Origin of the sequence: Bacteroides rodentium JCM 16496 (assembly GCF_000614125.1) — a bacterium.
Classification (GTDB): domain Bacteria; phylum Bacteroidota; class Bacteroidia; order Bacteroidales; family Bacteroidaceae; genus Bacteroides; species Bacteroides rodentium.
This window is the reverse complement of sequence record NZ_BAKJ01000024.1, coordinates 22,195-46,496: the sequence shown is the minus strand read 5'-3', so window position 1 is coordinate 46,496 and position 24,302 is coordinate 22,195. Positions and strand designations below refer to the sequence as shown.

14 protein-coding genes and 4 pseudogenes are annotated in these 24,302 nt (G+C 48.8%); 10 read left to right on the top strand and 8 right to left on the bottom strand.

Annotation, left to right across the window (positions count from 1 at the left end):
• Positions 1-274: 274 nt before the first annotated feature.
• Complete coding sequence (locus JCM16496_RS11935) at positions 275-667, top strand: DUF3836 domain-containing protein (RefSeq protein WP_025834519.1); 393 nt, start codon at positions 275-277, stop codon at positions 665-667.
• A 133-nt stretch (positions 668-800) separates the two neighbouring features.
• Positions 801-1,427, top strand: a complete 627-nt coding sequence (locus JCM16496_RS11930; protein WP_025834517.1) for an HD domain-containing protein — start codon at positions 801-803, stop codon at positions 1,425-1,427.
• Positions 1,428-1,694: 267 nt separating this feature from the next.
• Here JCM16496_RS11930 and JCM16496_RS11925 read toward each other — a convergent pair whose 3' ends face one another.
• Positions 1,695-3,311, bottom strand: coding sequence for a family 43 glycosylhydrolase (locus tag JCM16496_RS11925; protein WP_025834515.1), 1,617 nt, complete (start codon positions 3,309-3,311; stop codon positions 1,695-1,697).
• Between the two features lie 262 nt (positions 3,312-3,573).
• Between JCM16496_RS11925 and ychF the strand changes: the two genes are divergently transcribed.
• The 4 genes from ychF to JCM16496_RS11905 all read left to right on the top strand — a co-directional run bounded on the left by ychF (position 3,574) and on the right by JCM16496_RS11905 (position 7,066).
• Positions 3,574-4,677, top strand: a complete 1,104-nt coding sequence (gene ychF / locus JCM16496_RS11920; protein ID WP_025834513.1) for a redox-regulated ATPase YchF — start codon at positions 3,574-3,576, stop codon at positions 4,675-4,677.
• 340 nt (positions 4,678-5,017) lie between these two features.
• Complete coding sequence (locus JCM16496_RS11915) at positions 5,018-5,830, top strand: carboxypeptidase-like regulatory domain-containing protein (RefSeq protein ID WP_025834511.1); 813 nt, start codon at positions 5,018-5,020, stop codon at positions 5,828-5,830.
• A gap of 23 nt (positions 5,831-5,853) precedes the next feature.
• Entirely contained in the window at positions 5,854-6,801 is a 948-nt protein-coding gene (locus tag JCM16496_RS11910) for a ketopantoate reductase family protein (protein ID WP_025834509.1), read from the top strand.
• A gap of 67 nt (positions 6,802-6,868) precedes the next feature.
• A complete protein-coding gene (locus tag JCM16496_RS11905) occupies positions 6,869-7,066 on the top strand; it encodes a hypothetical protein (RefSeq protein ID WP_025834508.1) in 198 nt (65 codons plus the stop codon).
• A 213-nt stretch (positions 7,067-7,279) separates the two neighbouring features.
• Here the strand turns inward: JCM16496_RS11905 and JCM16496_RS23760 are convergent, their stop codons facing one another.
• Together JCM16496_RS23760 and JCM16496_RS11895 are read right to left on the bottom strand one after the other, a co-directional pair.
• On the bottom strand, positions 7,280-8,542 hold the full coding sequence (locus JCM16496_RS23760) for a zinc ribbon domain-containing protein (protein ID WP_244440345.1): 1,263 nt from the start codon (positions 8,540-8,542) through the stop codon (positions 7,280-7,282).
• A gap of 29 nt (positions 8,543-8,571) precedes the next feature.
• Complete coding sequence (locus tag JCM16496_RS11895) at positions 8,572-9,222, bottom strand: hypothetical protein (protein ID WP_025834504.1); 651 nt, start codon at positions 9,220-9,222, stop codon at positions 8,572-8,574.
• 442 nt (positions 9,223-9,664) lie between these two features.
• On the opposite strand from JCM16496_RS11895, the gene lgt reads away from it, so the two are divergent.
• The 4 genes and pseudogenes from lgt (at position 9,665) to JCM16496_RS11880 (ending at position 15,315) form a co-directional block, all read left to right on the top strand.
• Positions 9,665-10,570, top strand: coding sequence for a prolipoprotein diacylglyceryl transferase (gene lgt / locus JCM16496_RS11890; protein WP_025834502.1), 906 nt, complete (start codon positions 9,665-9,667; stop codon positions 10,568-10,570).
• A gap of 100 nt (positions 10,571-10,670) precedes the next feature.
• Positions 10,671-12,520, top strand: a pseudogene (locus JCM16496_RS11885) (glycoside hydrolase family 31 protein); the annotation flags it as partial.
• 42 nt (positions 12,521-12,562) lie between these two features.
• Positions 12,563-13,006, top strand: a complete 444-nt coding sequence (locus JCM16496_RS24930) for a glycoside hydrolase family 31 family protein (protein ID WP_369346664.1) — start codon at positions 12,563-12,565, stop codon at positions 13,004-13,006.
• 131 nt (positions 13,007-13,137) lie between these two features.
• On the top strand, positions 13,138-15,315 hold the full coding sequence (locus JCM16496_RS11880) for a glycoside hydrolase family 3 C-terminal domain-containing protein (RefSeq protein ID WP_025834501.1): 2,178 nt from the start codon (positions 13,138-13,140) through the stop codon (positions 15,313-15,315).
• A gap of 127 nt (positions 15,316-15,442) precedes the next feature.
• On the opposite strand, the pseudogene JCM16496_RS21845 reads toward JCM16496_RS11880, so the two are convergent.
• The 5 genes and pseudogenes from JCM16496_RS21845 to JCM16496_RS11835 form a co-directional block, all read right to left on the bottom strand.
• A pseudogene (locus JCM16496_RS21845) lies at positions 15,443-18,065 on the bottom strand (glycoside hydrolase family 78 protein).
• Between the two features lie 15 nt (positions 18,066-18,080).
• Positions 18,081-20,230 (bottom strand): annotated as a pseudogene (locus tag JCM16496_RS11850) (GH92 family glycosyl hydrolase).
• Between the two features lie 130 nt (positions 20,231-20,360).
• Positions 20,361-21,492, bottom strand: a pseudogene (locus JCM16496_RS11845) (glycoside hydrolase family 76 protein).
• Between the two features lie 14 nt (positions 21,493-21,506).
• Positions 21,507-22,655, bottom strand: a complete 1,149-nt coding sequence (locus JCM16496_RS11840; RefSeq protein WP_025834488.1) for a SusE domain-containing protein — start codon at positions 22,653-22,655, stop codon at positions 21,507-21,509.
• 33 nt (positions 22,656-22,688) lie between these two features.
• Positions 22,689-24,299, bottom strand: coding sequence for a RagB/SusD family nutrient uptake outer membrane protein (locus tag JCM16496_RS11835; protein WP_025834486.1), 1,611 nt, complete (start codon positions 24,297-24,299; stop codon positions 22,689-22,691).
• Positions 24,300-24,302 lie beyond the last annotated feature (3 nt).

Here is a 24,302-nt window from a genome sequence, read left to right as displayed (position 1 = left end):
CCCAATAACTTTATTTAACTTACAATCAGAAAGCAACAGAAGCAATCCTTTCGAAATACAGTTTGCTCATCAGAATATCCGGCAACCTCACTGCCGGATATTTTTTGTTCATCTATCTTGCCAAAAAGAAAGCACACCGAAGCCCTTACTACTGACATATTGATAAAATTAAACCCAATATTTATATTTATGTCAATTTAATATGTACCTTTGCAGCGAAATCAATGACATATTGATAGAAAATAGAGAGTTAAACTAAAAAAGACATAAAACCATGAAAGCAAAAGTATCTTTAAAAACAGTGATTGTTTCAGCACTTCTCTTAGTTTGCGGATTAAATGCCTCAGCCGACAATAAGAGCAACCTCATTTACAATTCGGAAGAAGTAAATGGCATGAAGGTAGCAGAGACCGTATACAAGATGGACGGAAACACGCTCGCCAACTATATGAAGTACAATTATAAGTACGACGACCAGAACCGCATGACAGAAAGCGAAGCCCTGAAATGGAACAGCACCAAGAATACATGGGGCAACGACATGTGCATCCGCTATGCATACCAGGGCAAGACGGTGACTACCACGTACTATAAATGGAACAGCAAGAAAGGCGAATACATACTGGTTCCCGAGATGACGGTAATCATGGACAACCCTAACATGTAATTGACAAACTCTCTCTTAAAGTAAGAAATCTTATTCCTAACAACAATAACCGAAACCTTTCATAAAAGAGCCGGAATGATTCGCACATTCCGGCTCTTTTATTATATCTTCGCCTCCTAAAAAGGAATGCCACATGATACCCGAGACCCTCATTACCTATATCGAGACAGAAATCATTCCCCGTTACCGGGACTTTGACAAGGCACACAACCTCTCACACGTCCGTACCGTCATCGAAGAAAGCCTTGCCCTCACCCGGCAATATCCCGAAGCGGACGAACGCCTGGCATACGTCATTGCCGCCTACCATGATACGGGACTGTGCCGTGACCGCGCCACCCACCACCTTGTCTCCGGCGAGATACTGATGGCGGACTCCACCCTGCGGCAATGGTTCTCCGATACGGAAATACTCCTCATGAAAGAAGCCGTAGAGGACCACCGCGCCTCCACAGACCACGAACCTCGCAGCATCTACGGCAAGATTGTTGCCGAAGCGGACCGTATCATCGACCCGGACATCACCCTGCGCCGCACCGTGCAGTACGGTTTGAAACAGAATCCTGCCGCCGACAAGGAGTGGCACTACCAGCGGTTCCATCAGCATCTCATGGCAAAATATGCACCCGGCGGTTATCTGAAGCTCTGGTTTCCCGAGGGGAAGAATGCGGAACAGCTGAAGAGACTCCAAGCCATTATCGCAGATGAAGGACGGCTGCGGCAAGTTTTCAACCGAATATTCGAGGAGGAAAAGCAATAGCGGTATCAATGAAGCATATACCCCATTTCATTTTCGACTATGGAAACCGTTTGTTTCCTATAGTGGAACAGAGTGTTCTCTATAAGGAAACAAAGTGTTTCCTATAACGGAACAAATCGTTTTATCCCGTCGAAACAAGTCGTTTCATATAAGAGAAACAATCTGTTCCGACGGGGTGTAACAAAGTGTTCAGTGCTGTGAACTAATACAATAGCTCTATTCAGAAGGCCTCACAAAATAAGTATCCGCCTCCATAAGTATAAAGACTTATGGGCGCGGCAACATGAGGAAATCATAAAACTCACAGATGGACTGGCCTTCGGTTTCTGATTCGAAGACAAAGAAGAGCGGTTGCTTTCCCTTATGCAGCTTTTCCGGAATAGAGAGCGGAGCATAGAACTCCCTGCAAGTGCTGCCAGCCTTCACATTCACAAGTCCTATCTCTACACCGCCTTTTGTTGTCCAAGGGCTACCCAGCATGATGCGGATGCGTCCGTCGGTATCTTCAGCCTTCAACCTTAACTGCATCTGCAAAGACTTATCTCGCGGAACGGCATTCATATTCAGGTATTTATATCCTACAATCGACCCGCTTGTGTTATTCACCACCGGAGCAAACGGGATTTTGTGGTTGTTATCGCCGGCATAGGGATTATTATCCCGGTACACAGGCCGGATATAAGACCCTGTATAAACATAATGGGGATAGACCTCTTTGATTCCTCCGGGATTGGTGTGCCAACAAGCCAGCCCGGCCGAGATGCGCTGCATAGGATTGAGCCCTTCAAGAAGGAAACCTTCAGAGTTGAACTCTCCGCGTGAAATCACGACTTTCCCGCCTTTTCCTTTTTCCACCTTTACATCAATGGCCGACACCATAGCTTGGCGTGCATAGCAATCCGTACCTATCTGGCGATGATAGAACACGTACCATTGCTCGCCTATCTTGCAGATACTGCCATGCGTATTTCCACCGGGCATGGCCGAAGCTATCACATTGCCTTTTTCATCATATTCGCGCGCCCGCGCATCGATGATTGTCCCACCATAGGTCCACGGGCCCAGAGGATGCTCGCTGTAGGCATAGGCCAACGTATAGTTGCTGGCGTTGGGCAGGCCATCTTCACCCTCAGCGGTAGTACGACTATAGATAAACACATACTTATCCTCAATCTTACGGATAGAAGATGCCTCAAAGAAGCGGAATATACCTTCCTGCCGATAACCTGAAATCATATTCTCCACCACTTCGGTACCGGGCTTTACCGTGCACATGGTAGCAGGGTCCAACTCCGCGCCATGCGAAATGCCAAATCCCCAATAACCATACACGCGTCCATCATCATCAACAAACACTGCGGGGTCGAATCCCAAACAGCCGAAAGTCTCGCGAGGACGCTCCTTATGCCAGTTGCATACCGTAAACGGGCCATCGGGACGGTCGCTTTTGGCAATCATGGAATTGCGTCCACCACCTTGATTATTCGGAAAGAGGTAGTAAGTTTTCTTACCATCGGCATCGGTAGTTACTGTCACGTCAGGGGCAAAAAGCACGTCGTCGGTTCCATCAGCATTCAGTTTATACAGTTCGGGCGACTCATTGACTTTAAATATCACGCCGTCATATCTCCAACGGGTCAGGTCCTCTACGGGTGCCGACCACACCACCTGGTCACGTCCGCAATACATCCACTTGAGATTGTCGTGCGAACCATAAATATAGACACGGTACTTGCCAGGGCAGTCAGGATCCTCAAACACATAGGGCTCACCATCAGGTATAAACTCCCAAAGCGGCAGATAAGGATTCTGTGCAGATAATGTAAAAGACAAGCTGATGAGACATGATAAAATCATCAGAATTTTTCTTACTTTGTTTTTCATAATCGCATTGATTTATAGAATGATACTCAAATTATAATTGCGACAAAACTATCAATTTATCGTTTCATCGTCATGCTTTTAATGCAAATTAACACGTTCAATACGAATTTCTAAATACGTAAATATCGTTCCGGCGACTCTCCCATGTCCTCCCTTCTTCGTTGGTATATGCAAAAATCAGCTATTTTTCAGTAAGTTTGCCCGGTTTGCACTATCTTTGCATCCAATTAACTGAACAATAACTAAAAAACAAGATAACACTATGGCATTAAAAGCTGGTATCGTGGGCCTTCCCAACGTAGGAAAATCCACTCTTTTCAACTGCTTGAGCAGCGCAAAGGCACAAGCGGCAAACTTCCCGTTCTGTACAATCGACGCCCAAATGGGCCAAGTGTCCGTACCCGACGAACGACTGACGAAGCTCGCCGAGCTGGTTCACCCAGGGCGTATCGTACCCGCCGTGTGCGACATCGTAGACATTGCCGGACTGGTGAAGGGCGCCAGCAAAGGTGAAGGACTCGGCAACCAGTTCCTGGGCAACATCCGCGAGTGCGACGCCATCATCCACGTGCTGCGCTGCTTCGACAATGGCAACATCGTCCACGTGGACGGCTCGGTAAACCCCGTACGCGACAAGGAAATCATCGACACAGAGCTGCAACTGAAGGACCTCGACACGGTGGAAAACCGCATCAAGCGTGTAGAGAAGATTGCCAAAGTGGGTGGCGACAAGGCGGCAAAGATAGAGTACGAACTCCTGCTCCGCTACAAGGATGCCCTGGAACAAGGACAAAGCGCCCGCACCGTCATCCCGCAGAACGACGACGAGGAACAATGTGCCAAGCAGATGTTCCTGCTCACCACCAAACCCGTGCTGTACGTCTGCAACGTGGATGACGTCAGTGCCGCCAGCGGCAACCAGTACGTGGAGCAGGTGCGCGAAGCCATCAAGGGCGAGGATGCCGAACTCATCATCATCTCCGCCCAGACCGAAGCCGACATAGCTGAACTGGAGACATATGAGGAAAAGCAGATGTTCCTCGAAGACCTGGGACTGAAAGAAAGCGGCTGCAACCGTTTGATTAAAGCTATCTACAGCCTGCTGAACCTCGAAACCTTCATCACTGCCGGAGAGATGGAAGTAAAGGCATGGACCTATCACAAGGGATGGAAGGCTCCACAATGCGCCGGCGTTATCCATACGGATTTTGAAAAAGGATTTATCCGTGCGGAGGTCATCAAATATGAGGATTATATCAAGTATGGTAGCGAAGCCGCCGTGCGCGAAGCTGGAAAGCTGGGCGTGGAAGGCAAGGAGTATGTGGTGCAGGATGGAGACATTATGCACTTCCGCTTCAATGTGTAATAAAGTGTTCACCACAGATTACACAGATTCTCACAGATGATGTAATATCTGATTGATGAGAATGTAGGTCAGAGGATTCATGGTGAATCTGAATTAATACCTTGAAAGAGGAGTTATCAAATAATAAGTATTGGTGATTAATTATCTTATACTATCTCAATTCCCCTCCTCCTGGGAGGAGGGGTGCCCAAAGGGCGGGGTGGTAGAGAGCATAAAATTACGAGTATATGATAACCTTTCTTGTGTGCTCCCTACCACCTCCCCCTACGGGTACTCCTCCTCCCCGGAGGAGGAGAATTCAGATACTATTACGATATGAACTCACTTTAATCATTTACTTATGAAGCAAATCATCCCCCTTTTCCTCCTCCTACTACTCCTCTGCACCGCCACATATGCGCAGCAGCAAGACTCGGTAACCATCCGCGGACGGGTGACAGATTACAACGGGCAACCGATTGACAGCGCTGCGATATGGTGGCAAAGCCCCTCTTTCAAAGACATAGCACAAGTCGTCACCGATAAGGCCGGATACTACTCTGCCCGCATCCCGAAAGGAAAATATCAAAGCGTAGGAGCCATCAACATGGCAACCTATCCACACACGGCAAAACCCGGATTGCAGGAATCAGACTTGCGACTGGAGTTCTGGGCATGGGACTTCATTGCCGACCGCGACACCACGCTCGATATCCAATACCATCGCATGGAAGTGTACGGCTTGCGCGTATTCCAAATCCCCGGTGGTATGCCCACCTATCAGATATACGTCCGCCCCATGAGTCTGACACGCTTCCTGCAATGGCAAAAAGAGAGTGAAAAGAAAGCCATACATGGAGAGGACCTAAGCGACATCGAACAAGCAGCCATCAGCAAACAAGCACAAGCCAGCCTGCTGGCTTCCCCTATCGACAAATTGAAAACTACTGTCTGGATAGATGGTGAAGAAGTTACCGTCTTGATGAAGCAAGAAGTGAAAGAATACTTCAGTGCCAACGAATACGGCAATGCCTACCTGCTGACGGTGGACAGACCCAGAAATGCTAAACAAGTCCTCCCCTATCACATCTTCAAAGTGGAACTAACCGACATGGAGAACGGCGACCGCGGCGAAGGACTTTACTATATGGAAAAAGAAAATTACGTTCAATAACATTAACCATACACACTACAGTTATGACAACCCATCCTTTGAAATACCTTATCGCCGGTACTGGCGGCGTAGGCGGAAGCATCGCCGCCTTCCTCGCACTTGCCGGCAAAGACGTCACCTGCATTGCCCGTGGCGAACACCTTGCCGCCATACGCGAAAACGGCCTGCAACTGCACTCCGACCTGAAAGGTGAACATGCACTGAAAGTACCCGCCTATACGGCAGAAGAATATACCGCTCTCGTATCAACATCTGCGGACTACAAGGCAGATATCATCTTCGTTTGCGTCAAAGGCTATTCCGTAGACTCCATTACGGAACTCATCAAAAGCGCCGCACACGAACATACGGTAGTCATCCCTATTCTGAATGTCTACGGCACCGGCCCCCGCATCCAGCGTCTGGTTCCCGGCGTCACGGTGCTCGACGGCTGCATCTACATCGTAGGCTTTGTATCGGGACGGGGAGAAATCACGCAGATGGGAAAGATTTTCCGCCTCGTCTATGGGGCACACCGCAGCACGATTGTTTCCCGTGAAACATTGGAAGCCGTGCAACGTGATTTGCAGGAGAGCGGCATCAAAGCCGACATCTCCGACGACATCAACCGGGATACATTCGTCAAGTGGTCGTTCATCTCCGCTATGGCAGTCACCGGAGCCTACTATGACGTGCCTATGGGCGAAGTACAGAAACCGGGCGAGGTGCGCGACACCTTCATCGGACTGTCCCAAGAAAGTGCAGCCCTGGGCAGGAAACTGGGCATAGCCTTCAAGGAAGACATTGTGGAGTACAACCTCAAAGTAATAGACAAACTCGCCCCCGAAAGCACCGCCTCCATGCAGAAAGATATGGCAAAAGGACATCAGAGCGAAGTGCAAGGCTTACTGTTCGACATGATTGCAGCTGCAGAGGAGCAAGGGATTGAGGTGCCAACATATAGGATGGTGGCGGAGAAGTTCAATGTTTGAGGTCACAGTTTGTGACCTCAAGCTATACAAACAACATTCAAAATAAGTAAATGATTAAGATAACCCGTTGGCGGAATTAAATTATGTGGAAATACCGACAAACAGAATATTCCCCACCTTCTCCCTACCCGCTCCCTACCTGGTCCCTATCTGGTCCGTCTATATATACACGGAGCAGATAGGGGGAAAACAGGAAGCAGGCAGGGAAAAAACCGAAAAACAGAACAAAATGAAGGCTGTGCATACCTCTAAGAAGGGACCATGAAGGCTGTTAATTTTCCAACGGGTTTAAGACACTATTATGGTATAAACTAAAAATCAACATCTACTTATCAAATAAGTTTGTATTCAGACTTACCTCAAGAAAAGTATATTCCTTTAAGGACGAAAGTTTCGTCCTTAAAGGGCAGAAAAGCCTCCACAACCCTATCGGATTCAGAGACAATAATCTTGATGTCCCAAATTGGAACATCAAGATTTATTCTTCTTTATTATCTATTTTTAGGTCAAAACTACTCTCATCCACATACTCGCCATTTTCAGACAAATAATAATTCCCCGTATAATAGCCCTCTTGCGTTAAGGCACCATCGAAATAACAGACCTCTTGCCCGTTGCCATCATACGCCCTTATCTCTAATAGGCCATCTTCTGATAAAATACCGTCAAGCTTCCTTTCCGTATCCGTTTTTGATAAATAATAGCTACCGGAAACTGCCCCAGTAGGCAGAATCTCAAGTTTCATGTTGATGGGACTGCCTTTCATGTCCATATATCCGGAAAGCGACAATTCAACCCCTTCCTCATTTCCTTCTTGACCCGATGCGACATTCTCCTCTTGTTCGATATGCAGAATACCCACTTCCCCGTTATTGACAGGATTTCCACGCAACATGCCATAGATTGCTATTGCGGCTATCAATGCACCTATAACTTTTAGCCCGATTTTCCAATTATCGGACGAAAGTCCCATAATTTCACATAACTTACTGCAAAAATAGCAACAATAAAGAATGTATATACAATTCCAAACAAAAGGAACGATATCAGTCATCTCATCGCAAAGCCCTAACACTATAATTCCAACTGTTTGAACAACACTTGATAATACAAAAAGAATTCCGATAAAGCGCAAATTCCCTTGATAATTCTTTTTCAGTCTGAAGCCTATTATATAGTTCAGTATCACTAGACATGCCAAAACACATACAGCAATCATGGAAAGAAAAGAACTTTCCATGATTTCATATCCATCATGCTCAAAATACTCTATATATTCCGTTATGATAAGTAAGCTGAAAAGTATAGAATTGAGAATTACCGCTGTCCCTAAAAGCATAGACAAAGGCCTGGGTTGCTTTTTCATTCCCTTTTGAAAAGCCGATAACAAAATGACAAATCCATAGCCTTCCAATATCATTCCCAACCACTCCGGAATATACTGCAACAAAGAAAATAGACCACTGAACCGGTCTGCTCCATCAGTAAATGCAACAATAGCCTCCAATCTGTCATCATGTACAGCACCTATAATAGCCCCTGCAATAATCAGATAGAATATTAAAGCTATGATTTTCGTAGAATAAGGTACCTCTATGGTATTGACTTCTACAGCCGATAATGATTCTTTCGCTTTAGGTTGGGGATGTACACCTTCCAGCCATTCACCGCAATGCTTGCACTTCTTTGCCTCTGCCAAGATTTCTTCTCCGCAATAAGGGCATTTTTTTGTTTGTTCCATAATGTTCTGGTATTTTATACTTATTATCATCAGTGTTTCTGGCTATCATCCAATTCTTTATCAATCCTGACGAACCGAACGATTCCTTCATCTATTGTTTCAAAGGAAAGTGTATCTTCATTGATTTCCAGTCCCGTATAAAGTTTTTCTTCTTCATTGTCGTTCATATATCGGGCATACAGACTCTGATAGGCCTCCTTTCGCATCTCTTCGGCAAGCAATTCCTTCATAGAGGCACCTCCGGTGAAAGTACTGGCCAACTCATGTTCGATAATGCCGAATTGAGTACCCATATCGGCCTTTTGCGAAATTTTATACTTCACATCCGTCACACGAACCTCCAAGGAAGACAACTTGTAAGTCAGGCAAAGGTCTCCGAACAAGACTTCCCAATTACCCTTGATTTCACTGAGAACCGTTGCCTTCACCATAATACCATCTTCTTGGAATTGCTGCAAAGCCCTATTGGACTGAATAAACGTTCCACCATCTTTTTCCGAGTTTTCCTTGTAGTTGAAACGATAGATAGTAGTCAATGAATAAGGTAAACCTTCTTCATTCTTTAGATTGAATTCGCCTTGCCAGCATCCGTCGGCCTTTTGAGCCAGATTGTTATCGCTGCAAGAAGAAAGAGTAATGAAAAAACAAGAAAGGAAACAGATGAATTTCAGATGATTCATAATGCCGATTAATGCCGCCCCGCAGTCCTCAAGAGCTTGTTAAAACCACGAAGCGTGAACTGACTATACCACGTTTAAAGTTGAAGGTCGTAGGAAAACCTCTGATACAAGTGTGGAGATAGCAGCCCACGCTATACGGCGTGAGAACCACTATGCCATCTTCTTGTATCATGTATTGAAAGTTTCCTACGTTTTCAACTTTACAAGATGAGCATAACGCTTCTTTATTTTCTATATGTCTTGGAAAGAGCTTGCTCTATCCGATTACAAAAATAGGTAAAAAACAATATGCTTACAACAAAGCTCGCCATTTTTAATTTTCTTTTTCCGACTTTATGCACAGCCTCCCACATATTCTCCCCCAAGAAAACGCATTTACAAGATATTTTCATACCTTTGTCCCGGACAACCCCGTAATTCGGTAATTTAATTCTTCAATAATATGTTATCATTACTCACCATCAACTGGAATCCCGACCCCGAACTGTTCAAGTTCTTCGGCATATCCATCCGCTACTACGGACTGTTATGGATTATCGGCCTTGCTCTTGCCTACTTCATCGTGCAACGTGAATACCGCGACCGCAAAATCGGTGAAGCAAAATTCGAACCTCTTTTCTTCTATTGCTTCTTCGGCATACTGATAGGCGCACGACTGGGTCACTGCATATTCTACGACTGGGCCTACTACCAGGACCATTTCCTCGAGATGATTCTCCCCATAAAAATCCTGCCGGACGGCAGTTGGAAGATGACGGGCTACACCGGCCTTGCCAGCCACGGCGGCACGCTGGGACTCATTATCGCCCTCTGGATGTACTGCCGCAAGACGAAAATGCACTACATGGACGTGCTCGACATGATAGCCGTTGCCACCCCCATCACCGCCTGCTGCATCCGCCTTGCCAACCTGATGAACTCCGAAATCATCGGCAAACCGACCGACGTACCCTGGGCATTTATCTTCGAACGGGAAGACATGCTGCCCCGCCATCCGGCACAGCTCTACGAGGCCATCGCCTACTTTATTTTCTTCCTGGGAATGGTCTGGCTATACAAACGCGGGCAGAAGAAACAAGAGACCAAGCTCGAGACAGACTTCAGCACCACCAAGCGGAAATCAACCGCCGTGCAAGCCGAGGCTTCCCTACCCTATCACCGCGGCTTCTTCTTCGGCCTCTGCCTGACGGAGATCTTCACCTTCCGTTTCTTCATCGAGTTCCTGAAAGAAAACCAGGTGAACTTTGAAGACAGCATGTCGCTGAACATGGGCCAATGGCTCAGCATCCCATTTGTCATTATCGGGGTGTATTTCATGTGTTTCTACGGAAAGAAAGCTTCCAAATAAACATTTAGGCCCTACATAAGCAACATACCTACCCTTTCATCTGTGTGGATTTCTCTACTTTTACGGCATCGAAACAGCAACCGTAAATCATATATTTATCATGAAAGAGAAACAACTGATGAAAGGGGCAGCTTTTATGCTGCTGGCAGCAACTGTCACCCCGCCCGCGCATGCCCAACTGAAAACAAATGCCGGCGTGCAATACCTGCTTTCCCAGTCGAAAGACATGAGCCAGGATTTTCTGGACCTCAGCAACACCTATTTCTTTGCCGACAGCCTGGTATCGTTCGACACCTCCACCGGCAAGGGAACTGTCCAGTGGAAACGCCAACAACTGATGCCCCGCCAGGCATTCAATGCAAACACCTACCTGCACCAGCCCCTCCAGTCGCTGGACTTCCCGGAGACAGCCTACGACAACAATCCGCAACTGACGTTCACCGTCGAACCGGTCAGCGAACGCACCCTCCGCATCCGTATGCTTACCTCGCCCATCGTGCCGAAAGAAGATACCGACGACCCCATGCTCATAGGAAAGCCCGCCGACGGACGCTCCTTCTGGAAAGCCGAGAAGACGGACAAAGGTACACTGTACACCTCCCGATACGGCAGCCTGCTCATCGAGAATTACCCCTGGCGCCTGGTGCTGAAAGATGCCGACGGACGCCTGCTGACACAGACCCGTTGCTGGAGCGACAACGACTCCACGCAGGTCAAGGTACCTCCATTCAGCTTTATCAAGAGAGGTTCGGACAACTCACGCAGTATCAATCCCGTATTCAGCCTTGCGCCGAACGAGAAAATCTACGGTTGCGGCGAGTCCGCCACCGCACTGAACAAGGCCGGACAAAAGGTCAACCTCTTTGTCACCGACCCGCAGGGCCCCGAAACTCCGGATATGTACAAGCCTATCCCCTTCTTCTTCAGTAACCGCGGCTATGGCATGTTTATGCACACTTCCGCCCCCGTGACCTGCGACTTCGGCTGCTCCTACATCGGAGCCACCAAACTCTTTATGGCAGACGAAGCGATGGACATCTTCATCTTCCTGGGTTCGCCGAAGGAGATGCTGAGCGAATACACCGCATTGGTAGGACGGCCCGAAATGCCCCCCTTGTGGAGCTTCGGCACCTGGATGAGCCGCATCACCTACTTCAGCGAAGCAGAGGGCCGCGATGTAGCCCGGAAACTGCGTGAGAACAAAATACCGAGTGATGTCATCCACTTCGATACCGGCTGGTTCGGCGTGGACTGGCAGTGCGACTACGCCTTTGCCGCCGACCGCTTCGACAATCCCCGGCAGATGCTTACCGACCTAAAGTCACAAGGCTTCCGCACCTGCCTCTGGCAACTCCCCTACTTCACTCCGAAAAACAAGTTCTTCCCCGAACTGGTGGAACGCGGTCTGTACGTACGCAACGGTAAGGGACAGCTCCCCTACGAGGACGTGGTGCTGGACTTCACCAACCCCGAAACCGTGAAGTGGTATCAGGAGAAGCTCGGCAATCTGATTGAAATGGGTGTAGGCGCCATCAAAGTAGACTTCGGCGAAGGCGCCCCGCTGGATGCCATCTATGCCAACGGCCGTAGCGGACTGTACGAACACAACCTCTACCCGCTGCGCTACAACAAGACCGTGGCCGACATCATCAAGAAGCTGCACGGCGAAAACATCATCTGGCACGCTCCGCATGGGCAGGCTCGCAACGCTACCCGCTGCACTGGGGCGGTGATGCCGCCACCACCGAAACCGGTTTCGAGGGAACCGTCCGCAGCGGCCTCTCCATCGGATTGAGCGGATTCTGCTTCTGGAGCAATGACATAGGCGGCTTCGTGACCCAAAGCCCCGAAAGCCTCTACCGCCGCTGGCTGCCCTTCGGCTTCCTCACCAGCCACAGCCGCGTGCACGGAGCACCTCCCACTGAGCCGTGGTACTACGGGAAAGAGTTCACAGACTATTTCCGCCGTTGCGCCGAGCTGAAGTACAAACTGATGCCCTATGTATACGCACAATCCAAAGAGTGTACCGAAAACGGCTGGCCGATGCTCCGCGCCCTGCTGCTGGAGTATCCCGACGACCCGGGTGCATGGCTGGTGGAGGACGAGTACATGTTCGGCTCCAACCTCCTCGTAGCTCCCATGCTCGAAGAGGGCAGCGGACGGGATGTCTACCTCCCCGGACGGCAGAAGTGGATAGATTACCAGACCGGAAAGGTATATGCTCCGGGATGGAACCATATCGAGTGCGGCGCCCTGCCCATCGTCATTCTTGTAAAGGACGGTTCAGCCATCCCCCATATCCCCGTGGCACAATGCACAGACCAGATGAAATGGGACAAGATTACGTGGAAGAAGTATCTGGCAGATGAAAAGAAAGCTGAAGGATTGCTCTGCCTGCCGCAGAACGGACAGTTACAACGGATATCAATCCCATAATCCCTATCCTTTCATGTACGAGATGCGCATCTCAAGTTGCATGAGATATACATCTCATACATTATGAGATGTACATCTTGTGCAGACAAAAGGTATAGAACTACATTGAATCCATTAAACCCTAATGAACCATGAGAAACAAGTCACTACTCCTCATTTTCTCTCTGCTGCTTTGCTTGCAAGCAAGCGCACAACACACACAAGCCTTTCAAGATACCACGCTCACCGACGAACAGCGCGTGGAACATCTCCTCTCCATCCTTACACTGGACGAGAAGATAAACCTCCTCTCCACCGACCTGGGTGTCCCCCGGTTCAACATTCCCCGTTGTGGCCACTATGAAGGGCTGCACGGGCTGACCCTCGGCGGTCCCGCCATGTGGGGCGGACGCCAAAGAACGGAAGACGGGAGAGTAGTCCCCACAGACTGCCCCACCACCATATTCCCCCAGTCCTACGGTCTGGGCTCCACATGGGACACCGATTTGGTGCGGAAAGTGGCGGAACAAGCCTCTGAAGAGGCCCGTTACTACATGCAGGCCACCGGCAACAAGCGTCATGCCCTCGTGATGCGCGCTCCGAATGCCGACCTTGCCCGCGACCCGCGTTGGGGGCGTACCGAGGAAAGTTTCGGCGAAGATGCCTTCCTCACCGCCCAGCTCACCATTGCCAGCGTACGCGGTCTGCAAGGCAATCATCCCCGTTACTGGCGAACCGCCTCTCTGATGAAGCATTTCCTTGCCAACAGCAACGAGGATGGACGGGACAGCACTTCCTCCGACTTCGACACGCGCTTGTTCCATGAATACTATGCTTATCCTTTCTATAAAGGCATCACTGAGGGAGGCAGCCGTGCCTTCATGGCCGCCTACAACAGCTGGAACGGCATCCCCATGTCCATCCATCCCTGCCTCGAAGAGATTACCCGCAAGCAGTGGGGCAACAACGGCATCATCTGTACGGACGGTGGCGCCCTGAAATTGCTGATTGAGGCGCACAAGAGTTTTCCGAGCTTTGCCGAGGGTGCCGCTGCCGTAGTAAAAGCCACAACGGGACAATTTCTCGACGCATACGTCCCTTACGTCAAGGAAGCTCTGGAAAAGGGATTACTGACCGAAGCCGACATCGACAAGGCTATCCGCGGAAACATCTTCGTCGCCCTCAAGCTCGGCTTGCTGGACGGGGACAACTCCCGTAACCCTTATCTCTCCATCGGAAAGGACAGTACGGAGACACCGCCTTTCATGACAGCAGAAGCCCGCAGGCTGGCACGGGAAGTCACCGCCAAGTCCGTGGTGTTATTGAAAAACAAAAACCTCCTGCCTCTCGATGCCGGGAAGCTGCGCAAAATAGCCGTTATAGGCCCGTATTCGGACAAAATCGTACAAGACTGGTATAGTGGTACCCCGCCTTACGAAACAACGATTCTGAGCGGCATACGCAATGCTGTAAAGGAAGGCACCGAAGTCATCCACGCCGAAGACAACCGCATGGGGCAGGCGGAAAAGGCAGCTGCAGCCGCCGACATCGCCATCGTATGTGTAGGAAACCATCCTTATGGCACACGTGCGGACTGGAAGTTCTCTCCCGTCCCCAGTGACGGCCGCGAAGCCGTGGACCGCAAATCGCTGATGCTGCCCGATGAGGATTTGGTGAAGCTGGTGCTCAAGGCCAATCCCAATACCATACTGGTACTCGTCAGCAGCTTCCCCTACACCATCAACTGGAGCCAGGAACACGTGCCTGCCATCGTCCACATCACCCACTGTAGTCAGGAGCAGGGCAACGGACTGGCCGATGTACTCTTCGGCAAGGTGAATCCAGCCGGACGTACCGTACAGACGTGGGTGAAAGACATCACCGACCTGCCCGACATGATGGACTACGACATCCGCAACGGACGCACGTATATGTACCACCAGGGCCCGGTGCTCTATCCTTTCGGCTATGGTCTGAGCTATTCCGACTTTGCATACGAGAAGATTGAATCCGTCAAGCAAGACAAGAAGAACATCCGCGTGACGGTATCAGTGAAGAATACAAGCGGACGCGACGGGGAAGAAGTTGTGCAACTCTATGCCAGCTATCCGGACTCCAAAGTGGAACGTCCCTCCAAGCAGTTGCGCGCCTTCACGCGTATCCCCATCAAGGCCGGTGAAAGCCGGGAAGTGACACTCACCGTTCCCAAGGAGGAACTCGGCTATTGGAACGAAGAAAAGCAGATGTTCGTTGTAGAACCCGGAACGGTGAAGCTGCTGATAGGGGCTTCATCGGAAGATATACGGTTGGAGGGAAAAGTCAGGTTGTGAGAATGGTGAGAAAGTTATCTCCCGCCAAGTTGGCAACGAGAATGAATAAGTGAAACAGATTGGGCGAGTTGTACCACAGTAACATGATACAACCCGCCCACTACATATCTGTAAACGAAACAAGAGGTTACTTTACAATAAACTCGTGTCTGCCTGCTGTCAGCTCCACGACCTGTTCCCCCTTAGCCTCATCGGGTAAGGTGAGCGTAGCGGTGCTGTTGGCAGGTACTGTCACTTCATAGCGCACACGCTTTCCTTTCCATTCCCAGCGGGAGATGATTTCGCCATAGGGCGATTGGTGACGGGCCTCAAACTGCTTCAATCCCTTCATGAAGTGAGGACGGAGCAAGATATTGCGAAAACCCGGCTGCGCAGGGTCAGGGAAGATACCGCCCAATCCCTTGTAAAACCAAGCGCCTATTTCACCGAACATCATGTGATTATCCGAAATGTCGCGCGTGGCTTGCAAGTCCCAGTTTTCGAGCAACGTAGTGGCACCATTCACTACCCACCAGCCCCATGAGGATAAGTGTCCTGCACCGCCACCCTATAGGCCGTTTCGGCATAACCGTTCTCACTGAGTGCATTCAAAATAGCCTTGGCACCCAATACGCCCACATCCAGATGGAAATCGCTCTCCTCTACCTTGCGGGCCAGATTAGCGGCTACTTTTCCTATCAGTTCTTCGGGTACAATCTTCCACTGCAAGGGAACGCTCTGTTCCGTCTGCGAACCTCCGGCGTACACACCCGTCTCGCGATTCAAGAACTTGCCGTTGACGGCTTGCTTTATCTTCTCTGCCAAGCGTCGTAGTACTCGTAATCAGCTTGTTTGCCGAAGAGTTTGGCAGTAGCAGCCAAAATTTTGGTATCTACATAAAAGTAAACCGAAGAAGTCAGCTCTTTGTTGGAGTGCGACTTCACGGGAACCCAATCGCCGCGTCCCCACGTGGTGAGGTGATTGTTCGAAGTGCGCTCCACATAGTCCACATAGCGCTTGATGTTCTCGTAACAGTCAGCAAGGGGCTTGCTGTCACCGTAGAACAGGTAGAGGTTCCAAGGGATGATGGCGATGGTGCTGGTCCAGTCCAACCCGTTGTCTGTGCCGTAGCCCCATCCACCGGTGGGAATAATATCGGGCAGCACTCCGTTGGGCTGCTGTTCGTCGCGGTGGTCGGCCAGCCATTTCTCGTAAACGGTAATTCCGTCGAAGTTATAGAGTGCCGCTTCAATGGCAAAATGCCCGTCACCGGTCCAGCCGTTTTTCTCACGTTGGGGACAGTCGGTGGGATAGCCCATCAAGTTAGAGAGATAAGAGTGGTTGGCGGCATGAAGCAGCTTGTCTATCAGCGGAGTCGAAGCTTCCAAGCTTCCCGCAGCAGGCACATCGCTGTGCATGAAGTAAGCAGTCAGGCTGTTCTGGCCAAGCTCAATGCTTATCAGCCACTACTTCTACGTAACGGAATCCCTTGTAATTGAAGCGGGGCATAAACTCGTCGTCCTCCCCACTTAGAATGAGGATGTCTGTCTGGAAAGGGTCTTTCTCCTTGTCACCGCGGAAATAAACATCAATGTTCGAGAGGTCGAGACGACCGTCCGGATCCAGGCGTTCGCCATGTTTGATTCTGACTTCTGTTCCTCGTTCACCCGAAAGGCGGATGCGAGTGACACCCGCCATGTTCTGTCCGAAATCGTAGACGTATGTCTTCCCGTCTACCTTACGGAAAGAAACGGCAGGGAAGGTCTCCACATTACGGATAGGACGCGCCTGCTGGGCAGTAACGTTGGACGAAGGGACACTGCGATAGCCCACTCCGTGCCACTTAGAGTCGTCAAACTCCGGAGTACTCCAGCCTTTCTGTTCCAGACGTGCGTCGTAGTGCTCGCCGGTGTAGATGCTGTTGAAGGTTATCGCACCCGATGATGTCCGCCAACTGAGATCAGTAGGAATAGTTTCTACACTTCCATCGGCATAGGTGATGCGCAAATCCAGACAGAAAGCGGGACGATTGCGCCAGGGGGCACGGTCGAAGTCCCACACAGCTTTGGACTGATGGTTGTACCATCCGTTGCCCAATAGCACGCCAATGGCGTTGTCGCCATTTCGTAATTGCGAAGTCACATCATAGACCACATACAGGTTACGGCGGTCAAAGCGGGTATAAAGAGGGTCAAGACGGTGGTTCCCTATCTTCTCTCCGTTGATGTAGAGTTCATACAATCCGGCGGCGGCAATGTAGCACGCGCCGACTTTATCTCTTTGCCTGCCTCGAATTTCTTACGGAAATAAGGCGCAGGCTCGTGATGAATATCCTTGCCATCGCCAATCCAAGCTCCCTGCCAATGCTGCATCCCCATCATACCCATTTCAAAACAAGAGATGGGAGAAGCTATTTCCTTATGTTCCATGTCACCGCAGATAGCCTTCCAGTAATATTTAGTGAAAGGCCGCAGTTCCTTGCCTGCATAGGTCACAAGCTGATTACGGGAAGTGTTCCTGCCGCTATTCCACATCCTGCCGCAACCGTTGACCACGTTCAGCGAGTCCTCGTCCACTACAATCTGCCAGGAAGTCTGCACAGCCCCTTTCCTACTGTCCTCCATCCGCCAGGAAAGGCGTGGAGTAGGATTGTCGACACCTATAGGACTGTCAAGATGCTCGCTCCTCAAATCTGTCAAGCAAACCGAAGTCTGCCCTTGAACGGCAGTACAAACAAGGAATGCAAATAAAATCAGTATGTTTCTTTTCATGGACTTATTGTTTATTTATTCCGTGGTAATCACCAGCTCCTTGCCCTCCTTTAGTTGGTCGTGGGTGATGAAGTAGCCATCAATCTTTTTACCGTCATAAGTGATGTCCGTAATCTTCTTGCCTGTTCCTTTCTTCACAATGGTGAAAGGACGACCATTCAGATTGAACGTCACTTTATCGAACAAGGGAACGGTAACAATGTATTCCGGGTCGGCAGGCGAGTAGGTATAAAGACCGATGGCATTGAACACATACCAAGAAGACATTTCGCCGGCGTCGTCCATGCCCGCGTACGCCAGCTTGTCGGCACCCATATCATAGTAGTGGTTCATCAAGCTGTCAAGCACACACTGGGCCTTCTCTTGTTTGTCTATGAAATAATAGGTGTAGGGGATGCTGTGCCCCGGCTGATTTCCGTGGCAATAGTTCCCGATGAATCCGGTCAGGTTGTGGGCCTCGTAACCTCTCCACGGTTCACTGAATAGAGAATCCAGTTTAGCGTCCACCGCTTCTTTACTAGGATAGAGCTTAATCATGCCTTCGGGGTCGTGGGGTGCGAAGAAGAGGGCGTTCCATGCGTTGGCCTCACGGTACATGTACTGGTAATAGGGATAATAGGGATCGAAATCTTGAATCCAGCTACCGTTGTCAATCTTACCTCTCCAAAAGCCGGTAGAGGGGTCGAATAGCGTCTTGTAGTTGTTGGAACGTTCCATCATCAGTTTGTAGTTGGCTTCATCTCCCAGTTCCTTGGCTACCAAGGCTACGGCATAGTCATCGTAAGCATATTCTTGAGTCTTGGTTACGGCTCCCTTATACTCGTCCCACGTGGGCACGTTCACCGTGTCTTTTTCGGCAATCCATCCTCTCTCCATATACTCGTCCAAATAACGGCGACCTCCTTTGCCAGGTACCGTGGCATTTTTCAGAATCAGTTTATAAGCACGCTCCAAATCGAAGTCACGCAAACCGCGCAACCAAGAACCGGAGATGAAAGTGGAAGCATGATCACCGTGGAAGAAGGTGGGCATGTAACCGTCGCGCTTCTCACCTTTGTCAATAATGGACTTAATGATGTCGGTAGTCACTTCGGGAGAAATCATACCGATGAGTACCAGCTTGTTGCGGTAATCGTCCCAGAATGAGGGATCCGTATAATAGTGAAAACCATTGTTTACTACCTCACCACGCACATCGGTATATTCGTGGTTGACATCGCTGCGCAGAGCCGGCCACTTAAAGGCATGGAAGAAAGTAGAGTAAAACAGTCCTTTTTCACGTTCTGTACCGCCTGAAACTTGAATCTTGGAGAGAAGCTCTTCCCAAGTGGCATCAGCTTCCTCTGCCACCTGGGCAAAGCTCTTGTCTAACATTTCGGCCTTTAGGTTCATTTGGGCGTTCTCTACACTCACAAACGAGAAACCAGCTTTCACTTCCAAGGGTTCGGCACCTTTACTGCCGACAAAACGCACTATAGCCACTTCATGCTTGTCGTCTTTTACCATCTCCACTTGGTCTATTTTATAGTTGGTCTTAGCGTAGAAATAGATTTTGCCGTCGCCATCCTGATAGCCCGTAAAGGTATTATCGTCGGTCTTCTCAATCTTCCAATCGCGAACGTGATTGTTGGAACGGCGAATATCTACTAACAGTGACTTGTCATCTTCCTTGGCAAAGGTATATTTGTGGTAGGCACAACGCAAGGTACTAGTCAGCTCGGCATTCACCTTATAGCGTTCCAGATAAACTTGGTAGTAACCCGGATGCGCGGACTCGTTCTTGTGACTAAACCCGGAGCAATAATCACTCGGAGCGATGGTCCCCACCACAGGCAACATGGGTACATGCAGCAAGTTCCAATGTCCCTTAGCAGTGTGCGAGAAGCCATAAATCACTGTATCCTCATATTGATAGCCCGCACCACTACGAAACTGGGTGACGGGGCTGAGCTGCACCATTGCATTAGGCAGGGTAGCGCCCGGATAAATTTCCGCACCCCATGTGCGCGATTTTATTTTGCTACATACCCCAAGTCCTCAGGCTCCCACAAAGTGGCCGTGCCCAAGAAAGGATTGACATATTCGGTCAGTTTCTTTTGCGTGCCGCCACAGCCCGTCAAAGCCATCAAGGCGAACAGCAGGAATAAATATCGGCTATGTTTCATCTTCTATGTTTATTTTATACATTATTGGAATCTCTTCTTTCAAGGAAAAATTATGGGAAAGGCTACTTAAAAAGAAATGTGCCGAAACCCAACAACCTGATTGAGTTTCGACACATCTTTGATTGCAGATTTATTTCAAGCTCTTATCAAAGAGAGCTTTGGCTTCAATCAGAGTACAGCCACTTGTTTGTGTAGTCAGATGGTTGTTGCCACTGTTGTTCATTGCCCAGTTGGTATTATACAGCAGGTCAAGCTTGTTAATCCCCTTGCGCCACAAAGTCTCGGCGTTGTTATTAAAGAAGGTGATGAATTTCTTCTTATAAATGGGGTCCAAATTTGGCTCCATAATCAACTGTACATAGTAACGCATGAAGATGCCCTTGAACAAACCTCCGTCACCGTCACCTTCATCACGGAGCAAATTGTTTCCGGTATCTATCATACTACTATTACTAATACCGAAATTAGCAGCCTTACGAGCATCTTTCAAATAAGACTCCTCTCCGGTAATCTTATACAGTTCGTAAGCAGTACAAGAATGTACCTTGGTTATAGGATAGGGAAAGCATATTCAACTCACCCGTTTCACCGTTCACATTATCGTAGATAGCACCGGTAGCAGGATTGAATAACTTCTCACGCTCCCAATTATAGATTTTGATGCCCCACTGCAGGTCTTCCTCACTTCCGTTGATATTGTAGAGTCGAGCAGCAATCAAACTGGCAGGACCGTTGGAGCAAGCATTCTTGCTCCAAGGCTGGTCGTGAGTCCAAGCAATACCACCGCCTGCGTAATCATTCCAACCGGTTTTGATTTCATCCCACATCTCTTGAGCGGTTTGCAAGTACTTGTTGTCATCGGTAGCCTCGTACAAACGAATCATAGTGAGGGCAATCCACTCCATGTCATCGTAGAAGTTATTCCAATAACGACCTCCGTTTTTTGCCTTGATGCCGATGTACCATTTATCGAACAAGTCGCTATATTTAGTGTCACCCGTACGGTTATAGGCATCTATCATTACGTCCATGGCATGAGCCTGCGGCCAGTAATGAAAATCTTTGATTGAGCCGTCATTTCCGTAGTTGAAGTAGTTTCCTTCCGCATTCCAGAAACGGTCTATCAGTGTCACGGAACTGCTATCGGCAGCCGCTTCCCAATCTATGGTATAAAGCCCCTTATCGTACATGTACTCGTCTTCTATCTCACACGACTGAAGCGCGAGAAGAAGCAGGGGCAGGCAGAATAATATTTTTTTCATAATCTCTCTTCAAATTAGTTAGCCAATTCCACTTTGTGAGTATAGTTCTCTACGTTGAATATCACGCTAATCTTGGTGATGGCACCCGGATTGTGACCATCGGCCGCACCATCGAACTCGTTGTTCAGTTTCCACTTTTGATCCCATTGATTATCGGGAGTCTCCATGATGTAGAAGTAAGGATCTTCGGGAGTAGCCGCACCCGGATTAGAATCTGTGGTATTCTTAGTTCCCCAATATTGTATACTACCATCGGCATAAGTCATCAGGAACTTATAGCGTTGGTCGCGTCCCCAACCTTCTTGCTTGAATTCAACCTTGTCCTGACCACAGAATACACCGTTTCCGACATAAGGCAATTCAAAGGTAGCGGCACCACTCGGACAGAAATAGAATTCCATCTTACTTACTTCTTTAATAGTTACGGATGCAATAGAGAAATCCATTTCGATACGATAAATACCCGTCTTTTCTACGGTTGTCTCACCTTCGCCTTCCATAATCCTATTACCACTGATGTAGAATGTCTTGGCACCTTCGGCTGCCCTATCTACCAACTTATAGGTCTTACCACCTTCCAACTTCGTAAATACTTCGAACTTATCCTTTTCGGGTGAAGCACAAGCCACAGCCTTAGAAGCATCCACACCACCTTCAGTAGCACTTCCTGTCAGGTAAAGCTGTGCCGGAATCTCTTCAAATCCTACCAAACGAGTGATGGTGAGGCTCTTGCTTTCTTTTGCCATTACAGAATTCAAACCTCTGGAAGCCATTACTGTCCAAACAAGTGTACCTGTCTCACCACTGTTTAATCCAGCAGCCGCACCAACCTTGTTCAATGTCTTGTGGCTGATGGTAGCATAGCTCAAAGAACCGCCATTGTCAGAAAGTACCTTGTAAACAGGCTTAGAAAAATCTCCACCTTCTTTATCAAACACTACTTCATAGAGTGGGGAGCCGCTGTCTTCTGCCTTGGCCGATTCCCATTCAAAGAACAAGCTGGCGCTGGCCGACGATTGCAAAACTACTTCCTTACCGTCAGTGGGTTCATACAACTGATTTACTGAGGAAACTTTGGAGTCCTTGTATTCCATGTCTTCCGTACAAGACGTTGCAAAGAGGACTGCCGAAAAAAGAGCTATTGTTGAGAATATTGTTTTCATTGTTCTATTGTTTTTAATGAGTTTAGATACACGTTAATTTCCATATCCCGGATTGTTAGGTGCCAGATTGGGATTCAAATTGATTTCACTGATGGGAACTGCCCAAAGGTAATCTCTTGCCTCTTCAAACTTGCGGGTATCAAGCTTGTTCTCGTCCACGAAGCTTGCACCGCGCACCTTGCCCGACAAGTATTCGTTACCAGCCTTCCAACGCTTGATGTCATACCAACGCAAACCTTCCATCGCCATTTCTACACGACGTTCATTGCGGATAATCTGCCTCATCTCTTCCTTGCTCTTTCCGGCTGGAAAGTTCAAGGCTGCATCGGCAGTGAAGCCGGCACGTTCTCGGATGGGACGGATGGTCTTGTTCCATACCTCTTCAGTCATACCGCTTGTTTCGTGAACAGCCTCAGCATACATCAACAAGATGTCAGCATAACGCATAGTGATGATATTCATACCGGAATTCTGATCACCGGGAGCCTGCGGATTATAGTACTTACGGGTAAAATAACCGGTAGAAGTACCATTTCCACCACCATCGTAGGCATCGGTTCCCGAACCCGGACGAATGTTGATGACTACGTCTTTACTGCCATCGTCCACATTGCCGCTCCAATCATAGCCATCATAAATGATAGTAGCAGTGAGACGTGGGTCACGGTTGTCGTAAGGATAAGCAGGGTTATAATCTGTCCCGGCTTCGCTGATAGTCTTTCCACTAAGCATCAGATAAGTGTCTACCAACGATTGTTGCGGCACACGGCTCACAGCACGTCCGCCTCTTGACAAAGGAATCATGTCTACCATCTCACCCCAAGTAATCAAATTGGGTACATAAGAACGGTCCATGATAATCTCTTCATTATACTCATTGGCTTCATCAAAAAGCCCCGCATAATCAGGAAATAAAGCATAAGTACCATATTCGCCCTGTTTGTTCATCAGATTGTCGCAATAAAGCATCACATTGTTCCAGTCGCTATCCATCAAGTAGACACGAGCCTGCAAAGCACAAACGGCGCCTTTAGTAATTTTGCCCTTGTCTTCTTCGGGCAATTGGTCACGAGTGGGAAGCGCATCCTTGATGTCTTCCAATTCTTGGTGAATGAAGCTGATAATGGTTTCGCGGTCTGTACGACTTACACTCCGCGATTCTTCCAGTGTGATGTCTTTCGTAAAGAAAGGTACTGCACCATAAAGGTTAGTCAGACGAAAGTAGAGGCTTGCACGGATATAGCGTATCTCAGCAACCATGCGCGCTTTAACGGATGCGTCCATATTGGGTACAAGGTCCACCTTTTCAAGGAACACATGGCAAGTCTTTATACCTCCGTAAAGGTCTTTCCATTCGTTCTTGAAGATGTCGAGCGAGGGAGTGGCCATACCCTTACGGATGGCACGTTGGTCATCCACACTGCGGCCATCGTAAGCATTGTCACTCAAACTTTCATCGCTCCACATACGGCCTGCATTGTACATCTGACTGTAAGCCATGTTCACCACATACTGGGCTTTGGTGGTGGAAGTCCAATAAGAGTTATCCGTAAATTTGTTTGTCGGTGCGTTCTCCATTTCGTTGCAACTGCAAAGCATCAGAACTGCCATTCCGGCAAAAGCTATGTATTTTTTTAGTTTCATAGT